This is a genomic window from Sphaerochaeta sp. UBA5836, assembly GCF_002432845.1.
Taxonomy (GTDB): Bacteria; Spirochaetota; Spirochaetia; order Sphaerochaetales; family Sphaerochaetaceae; genus Sphaerochaeta.
The window spans coordinates 1,260-3,535 of record NZ_DJGW01000034.1; the positions used below are offsets into that span (position 1 = coordinate 1,260).

At 52.2% G+C, this 2,276-nt stretch carries 3 protein-coding genes; 1 reads left to right on the plus strand and 2 read right to left on the minus strand.

Annotated elements, in window-relative coordinates; genetic code table 11:
• Window positions 1-216 precede the first annotated feature (216 nt).
• Window positions 217-510: a hypothetical protein gene (locus B3F49_RS02735; RefSeq protein WP_293908869.1), complete on the plus strand. Its 294-nt coding sequence runs from the start codon at window positions 217-219 to the stop codon at window positions 508-510.
• Window positions 511-570: 60 nt separating this feature from the next.
• Here the strand turns inward: B3F49_RS02735 and B3F49_RS02740 are convergent, their stop codons facing one another.
• Window positions 571-1,863 carry a UDP-glucose dehydrogenase family protein gene (locus B3F49_RS02740; RefSeq protein WP_293908870.1) on the minus strand — a complete coding sequence of 431 codons (1,293 nt, stop codon included), beginning with the start codon at window positions 1,861-1,863 and terminating at the stop codon, window positions 571-573.
• A gap of 74 nt (window positions 1,864-1,937) precedes the next feature.
• Window positions 1,938-2,276, minus strand: a 339-nt coding sequence (locus B3F49_RS02745; protein WP_293908871.1) for a hypothetical protein, incomplete at its 5' end; no start/stop codon positions are given.

Here is a 2,276-nt window from a genome sequence, read left to right on the forward strand (position 1 = left end):
TTGGTTTTTGATGAGGAAGGAGGTTTTTCACTCTACTACGATGGCCAGGCCTTGCCGATCACCATCAGCTACTCACAAAGCCGCGATGGAAACAGTGAAATGGTCACCTTGGTCGGACAGGAGAGCAACACCCATTGTTACTACTTGAAAAGATAAGCGTTTATGGCGATATTACCCTTAGGGGGACAACAAACCCCGCATAAAGGATAGTAGCCTATGATACGATATACACCACATGGTGCGACGCTGTTCAGAGAGGAGCCCACCGTAGTCACCACCCCGTTCCTGCTTGATATGCTCGATTCAGCTTTGATCGAGAACATCCAGCGGGGCAATATTGAAGCCGCATACGGCGTGCTGGATCTAAGCATACATCTGGCACTGACGCTTGAGGGAAACACCCTCACCGAAGCAGAGGGAAGAAGAATCCTGCTGAAGGTGAAGAAGGCGATGGACAAGGGTAATATCGCCGGTGCAAAACAGCACATGGTGGAGTTTGCCCTGCGATAAGAGCTGCAAGATGTTCAAGTTGGGTCTTTCGCTCAGGCGAGAGACCCTTTTTCATGCTTGCTACCTCCCTATGCTGTAGTACTCCACCCCGGCTTCGAGCATGGCCCTTGGGTTGAAGAGGTTCCTCCCGTCATAGACGAGAGCAGTACGCATGAGCTGTTTGAACACCGATGGAGAGAGACTGCGTATCTCAGGCCAATCGGTGAAGATGAAGCAGACCTGGGCTCCGGTTAGCGCTTGCTCAACCGTTGATGCATACTGCATATCAAATTGGTATTGGCGCTTGCAGTTCTCCTCTGCCACGGGATCGAAGGCTGTGATCAAAGCCCCCTGATCCAACAACAAGGGGATATTGTAGATGGAGGGAGACTCCCTGAGGTCATCGGTGCCTGCCTTGAAGGCAAGACCCAGAACGGCCACTTTGATGCCGTTGAAGGTGATCATGCGGTTGCAGGCCTTGCGGTAGAGCTTGTAGCGCTGCTCGTTGTTGACTTCCACAGCCGCCCCAACCGTCCTGAGATTGTAGCCGTACTGGGTTGCCAGATACTGCAGGGCCTTGGTGTCCTTGGGAAAGCAACTGCCGCCATAGCCGATGCCGGCCTTCAAGAAACGAGAGCCGATACGCTCGTCATAGGACATGCCCAGCGCCACATCCTCGATGTTTGCACCAACGAGTTCACACAGGTTCGCCAAATCGTTCATATAGGAGATCTTCAGCGCAAGAAAGTCATTGGCTGCATACTTGGTCATTTCTGCACTACGTCGACTGACGGCAACCACAGGCAATTTGAACGGTGCATACAGCTCTCGGAGTATTCCTTCTGCATGCTTGTCCTCCACCCCGATGACGATGCGCTGAGCGTGCATCATGTCATGTATTGCGGATCCTTGGGCAAGGAACTCAGGGTTTGAGGCAACCTCGATACACACCGGATGGACCAACGAGTCCTTGATGAACTGCTCGACCTTGTCGTTGGTTCCCACCGGAACGGTGGACTTTACGACGACCAGGCAGTCGCGCTCGATATTCTCGGCAATCTGGCGGGCAACCGAAGCTACATAGCTGAGGTTCGCCGAGCCGTCGGGAAGTTCGGGCGTCCCTACTCCGATGAAGATCACATCGGGGCTTTTATACGCCTCTTGGTAATTGGTGGTAAACCGCAGAAGACTTTTCGCCAAGCCTTCCTGCAGATACTCTTCCAAATCAGACTCATAGATGGGACTGATGCCCTTGTTCAGCATCGCCACCTTCTTCTCATCGATATCCACACAGGTTACGTGGTGCCCCACCTTGGCAAAGCACACGCCTGCCACCAATCCTACATATCCGGTTCCCGCAATGGTCAAATGCATGACGAATCCCCCCAAACTCCCTAGATTGTCCCATAGCTTGGGCTTCTCTGCAACACCTTCCAGAAGTATCAAGGCTATCTTTGAGAGTGAATCAATACATGCTTCACCCCTTCAGTTTCAATCAACGTGAGATACGACTGAAATAACGGCTTAAGAGATTCATGCGCCTTACCGGCAAGCCCGATGATGTCGAAGAATGGTTTCACATCAACGTCCAGCAGGGAAACGGCATCAATAAGCGCCTTAGAAGCTTGGTCATCCACCAACGATTCTTTTTGGTGTAAGAAATGGGCCCAGAAAGCGAGCGCACAAACCATTGCCTTGTAAGGCAGACCTCTTTCCAAAGCAATCTTGAGTGCCGGAACCAGCGCATTGGCAAATTTCTTGGATCCGTCCTGGGCAAGACGCAGCAG

Bases quoted from the DNA above. Each gene is read 5' to 3' on its own strand.
- B3F49_RS02735 (WP_293908869.1), top strand. From the start codon at position 217: ATGATACGATATACACCACATGGTGCGACGCTGTTCAGAGAGGAGCCC.
- B3F49_RS02740 (WP_293908870.1), bottom strand. From the start codon at position 1,863: ATGCATTTGACCATTGCGGGAACCGGATATGTAGGATTGGTGGCAGGC.